General features: G+C 68.5%; 3 protein-coding genes. 1 reads left to right on the forward strand and 2 read right to left on the reverse strand.

Annotated features, from left to right (window positions below):
- The first annotated feature begins 288 nt into the window (after window positions 1-288).
- A complete protein-coding gene (locus AC2VNT_RS12885) occupies window positions 289-2,844 on the forward strand; it encodes an ATP-dependent Clp protease ATP-binding subunit (protein WP_486947235.1) in 2,556 nt (851 codons plus the stop codon).
- 42 nt (window positions 2,845-2,886) lie between these two features.
- Here the strand turns inward: AC2VNT_RS12885 and nicT are convergent, their stop codons facing one another.
- Window positions 2,887-3,987 (reverse strand): Nickel transporter NicT, encoded by a 1,101-nt coding sequence (gene nicT / locus AC2VNT_RS12890; protein ID WP_486947236.1) that lies wholly within the window; start codon window positions 3,985-3,987, stop codon window positions 2,887-2,889.
- Between the two features lie 38 nt (window positions 3,988-4,025).
- On the reverse strand, window positions 4,026-4,840 hold an 815-nt coding region (locus AC2VNT_RS12895; protein WP_486947237.1), incomplete at its 5' end, for a serine hydrolase.

Below are 4,840 nucleotides of genomic sequence, written 5' to 3' on the forward strand. Positions count from 1 at the left end.
GACGCGTTCCACGCCGCGACCTGACCCGGCTCACATCCGCACCCGGCTGCGAACCGGCTGTTTTCGCTGCAAGCGAACTGGGCTGCGGCCGGTATTCGGAAACGTTTCCCGGTTTCGCGGCGTTGGCCTGGTAGGTCCCGGTTGGGTCCAACGGCTGGCGGGGACGGGATGCCGCACCGCCGAGTGGTGGGCAACCGAAGCCGGGACACCGTGCCGGCATCCGACCACTAGAGTGGATGGAAGGTACCGCGCCGGCCGCTGTACGTGTGAGGGAGAGCAGGTAGCCGCATGTTCGAGAGATTCACCGACCGTGCCCGCCGGGTCGTCGTCCTGGCCCAGGAAGAGGCCCGGATGCTCAACCACAACTACATCGGCACCGAGCACATCCTGTTGGGCTTGATCCACGAGGGTGAAGGGGTGGCCGCCAAGTCACTGGAGTCGCTGGGCATCTCCCTGGAGGGAGTGCGCAGCCAGGTCGAGGAGATCATCGGCCAGGGTCAGCAGGCGCCGTCCGGACACATCCCGTTCACCCCGCGGGCCAAGAAGGTGCTGGAGCTGAGCCTGCGCGAGGCGCTGCAGCTCGGCCACAACTACATCGGCACCGAGCACATCCTGCTCGGTCTGATCCGGGAGGGCGAGGGGGTGGCCGCCCAGGTGCTGGTGAAGCTCGGCGCCGACCTGACCCGGGTCCGCCAGCAGGTGATCCAGCTGCTCTCCGGATACCAGGGCAAGGAGACCGCCGAGGCCGGCACCGGTGGCCGGGGCGGCGAGTCGGGCAACCCGTCGACGTCACTGGTGCTCGACCAGTTCGGCCGCAACCTGACCGCGGCCGCCGCCGACGGCAAGCTCGACCCGGTGATCGGCCGGGAGAAAGAGATCGAGCGGGTCATGCAGGTGCTCTCCCGGCGGACCAAGAACAACCCGGTGCTGATCGGCGAGCCCGGCGTCGGCAAGACCGCCGTCGTGGAGGGGCTGGCCCAGGCCATCGTCAACGGCGAGGTCCCCGAGACGCTCAAGGACAAGCAGCTCTACACCCTGGACCTCGGCTCGCTGGTGGCCGGCAGCCGGTACCGCGGCGACTTCGAGGAGCGGCTGAAGAAGGTGCTCAAGGAGATCAACACCCGCGGCGACATCATCTGTTTCAACGACTCGCTGCACCCCCTGGTCGGCGCCGGCGCCGCCGAGGGCGCCATCGACGCGGCGTCGATCCTGAAACCGAAGCTGGCCCGCGGCGAGCTGCAGACCATCGGCGCCACCACGCTCGACGAGTACCGCAAGTACATCGAGAAGGACGCCGCCCTGGAACGCCGGTTCCAGCCGGTGCAGGTCGGTGAGCCGACGGTGGAGCACACCATCGAGATCCTCAAGGGGCTGCGGGACCGTTACGAGGCGCACCACCGGGTGTCGATCTCCGACGGCGCGATCGTGGCCGCGGCCACCCTGGCCGACCGCTACATCAACGACCGCTTCCTGCCGGACAAGGCGATCGACCTGATCGACGAGGCCGGCGCGCGGATGCGGATCCGGCGGATGACCGCGCCGCCGGATCTGCGCGAGTTCGACGAGAAGATCGCCGACGCGCGCCGGGAGAAGGAGTCGGCGATCGACTCGCAGGACTTCGAGAAGGCCGCCAATCTGCGCGACCGGGAGAAGCAGCTGGTTGCTCAGCGAGCCGAGCGGGAGAAGCAGTGGCGCTCCGGTGATCTGGATGCGATCGCCGAGGTCGACGACGAGCAGATCGCCGAGGTGCTGGCCAATTGGACGGGCATCCCGGTCTTCAAGCTGACCGAGGCCGAGACCACCCGGCTGCTGCGGATGGAAGACGAGCTGCACAAGCGGATCATCGGCCAGGAGGACGCCGTCAAGGCGGTTTCGAAGGCCATCCGGCGCACTCGGGCCGGTCTGAAGGATCCCAAGCGGCCGTCCGGGTCGTTCATCTTCGCCGGCCCGTCCGGGGTGGGTAAGACCGAGCTGTCCAAGGCACTGGCCGAGTTCCTGTTCGGCGACGACGACGCGCTGATCCAGATCGACATGGGCGAGTTCCACGACCGGTTCACCGCGTCGCGGCTGTTCGGCGCCCCGCCCGGCTACGTCGGTTACGAGGAGGGCGGTCAGCTGACCGAGAAGGTGCGGCGCAAGCCGTTCTCGGTGGTGCTGTTCGACGAGATCGAGAAGGCGCACCAGGAGATCTACAACAGCCTGCTGCAGGTGCTCGAGGACGGTCGGCTCACCGACGGCCAGGGCCGCACGGTGGACTTCAAGAACACCGTGTTGATCTTCACCTCCAACCTGGGCACCGCCGACATCTCCAAGGCGGTCGGCCTGGGCTTCACCCAGAGCGGCGGGGAGAACAACTACGAGCGGATGAAACTGAAGGTCAACGACGAGCTCAAGAAGCACTTCCGGCCGGAGTTCCTCAACCGGATCGACGACATCATCGTCTTCCACCAGCTGACTCGCGACGAGATCATCCGGATGGTCGACCTGATGATCGGCCGGGTGGCCACCCGGCTCAAGGCCAAGGACATGGAGCTCGTCCTCACCGAGAAGGCGAAGTCACTGCTGGCCAAGCGGGGTTTCGACCCGGTGCTCGGTGCGCGTCCGCTGCGGCGGACCATCCAGCGCGAGATCGAGGACCAGCTCTCCGAGAAGATCCTCTTCGAGGAGGTCGGTCCGGGCCAGGTGGTCACCGTCGACGTGGACAACTGGGACGGCGAGGGTGCGCACGAGGATGCGGTGTTCACCTTCACCGGCGCCCCGAAGCCAGCCGAAGCCGCGGACGCCGGTTTGGCCAAGGCGGGCGCCGCCGGCGGCGGCGTGGGGCACAGCGCACCGGCCGAGTGATCGCGCTCGCCGCCGGGTCCCGCTGGGCCCGGCTGCGACGGTTCACCCGCGTCGGGTCACCCGGCCCACGCCGAGCTTCGACGAGGCGATGGCGCCCAGCCAGGTCACCGCGAACATCCCGGCGATCACCAGGCCGGCGCTGTTCAGGCTGATGCCGCTGATCCAGGTGGTCACCGGGTCGGTCCAGTTCACGCCGTCGTGCAGGATCGACGCCAGCTCGATCGACCCGATCAGCAGCGCCACCGCGATCGACAGGCCGGTGACGGCGAAGTCGTAGACGATCCTGCGGGCCGGCCGCAGAAACGCCCAGTCGTAGGCGACGATCATCAACAGCCCGTCGGCGGTGTCCGTCAAGGCCATCCCGGCAGCGAAGAGCAACGGCAGCACCAGGACCGCGTACCACGGTAGCCCGGCGGCGGCGGTGCCGCCGGCCAGCGCCAGCAGCGCGATCTCGGTGGCGGTGTCGAAGCCGAGCCCGAACAACACGCCCACCGGATACATCTGGACCGGGCGGGTGATCCGGCGCATGATCGGGCGCAGCAGCCGGGCCAGCAAACCCTGCACGCCCCGCGTGACGTCCACCTCATCCCCGGAGCGGTCGCCGCGGCGCAGCCGGCGGAATGCACGCCAGATACCGGCCATGGCGATGATGTTCATCACCGCGATCAGGCAGAGGAACAAGCCCGAAGCCAACGTCCCGGTCAGTCCGAGCAGCCGGCGGGCCGTTGAGCCGTCGTCGACCAGCGTGCCGACCGTCCGGGTGCCGGCGACCACCAGCAGGGCCATCACCAGGACCACGGTGGAGTGGCCGACGGCGAACCAGAAGCCCACGGCCGTCGGCTTCTGCCCGTCGCTCATCAGCTTTCGGGTGGTGTTGTCGATGGCGGCGATGTGGTCTGCGTCGAAGCCATGCCGCAGCCCGAACAGGTAGGCGGTCATCCCCAGCCCGATACCGAACGCCTCGGCGCCGGATGGCCCGGTGTGATACCCGCGCGCTGCGACGACCAGCACCAGAACGCCGAAGCCGACCAGGTGCATCACCGCGATCACCCCGAACAGTGCGCCGATCGTGATCCGGTCCCGGCGGTCGAAGACCGACACCAGACCGCGCGGCGAGCCGGTAACGGGCCCGGCCACATTCATGTGGGCATTTCTCCCGGGGTAGACGACCGCCGACCCGCCTACGGCGACGTCGGCAGCAACGCGAAGACCTGCTGGGCGACCTGAAGCAGCCAACTTCCGACACTCTTGCCGTGGTCACGCCGCCAGTTCAGCTGGAAGCTGACCACCCATGGCTGGCCGGTCTTGTCGACGGCGTACCAACTGAACGTCAGGTCGCCCGGGAGGCCGCCGGCTTTCGACCCGATGTAGGGCCAGTCGCGGTGCTTCAGGCCGATGCCGCTCACCGCGGCCATGATCTGTTTGACCGGTGCGGCCGCGCCGACGGCGCCGTTCTGTAGCGCAACGTGCAGCCGGCAGATGTCCTCGGCGCTGGCGTACCACTCGGCGCCGTACTCGGAGGCGGGGATGTGCGCACGAGTCGGATCCGGTTCGTACGGACGGGAATTGGCCTGCCTGAGCAGGTCCGCACGGTCCTGCGGCGAACCGTTCTGCCACTGTTCGCGCAGATCCGGGCGGCCCCAGCCGACCGAGAACAGCTCGTACATGGTGGGGAACGGCGTCATGCTCGCCGGATCGTGATGGCCCGCGGCGGCCAGCGCCCGTTCGACCGCCCGGGCGCCGACCCGGCCGATCAGCAGGTCGGTCGCCATGTTGTCGCTGGTCGCGATCATCTTCTCGGCGGCGGTGCGCACCGAGACGTGGGCGCCGTCGGGCAGCTCCTCCAGGCCGGACGAGCCGACCACCTTGGCCTGGTCGGTCACCGTCAGCTGGTCATCCCAGGACACCGTCCCGGCCTTGACCCCGTCGGCGACCGCCAGCAGCACGTACAGCTTGAAAATCGATGCCAGCGGCAGAGATTCCCTGGTGTTGGTTC

This window comes from Mycobacterium sp. TH-M15 (assembly GCF_057473705.1).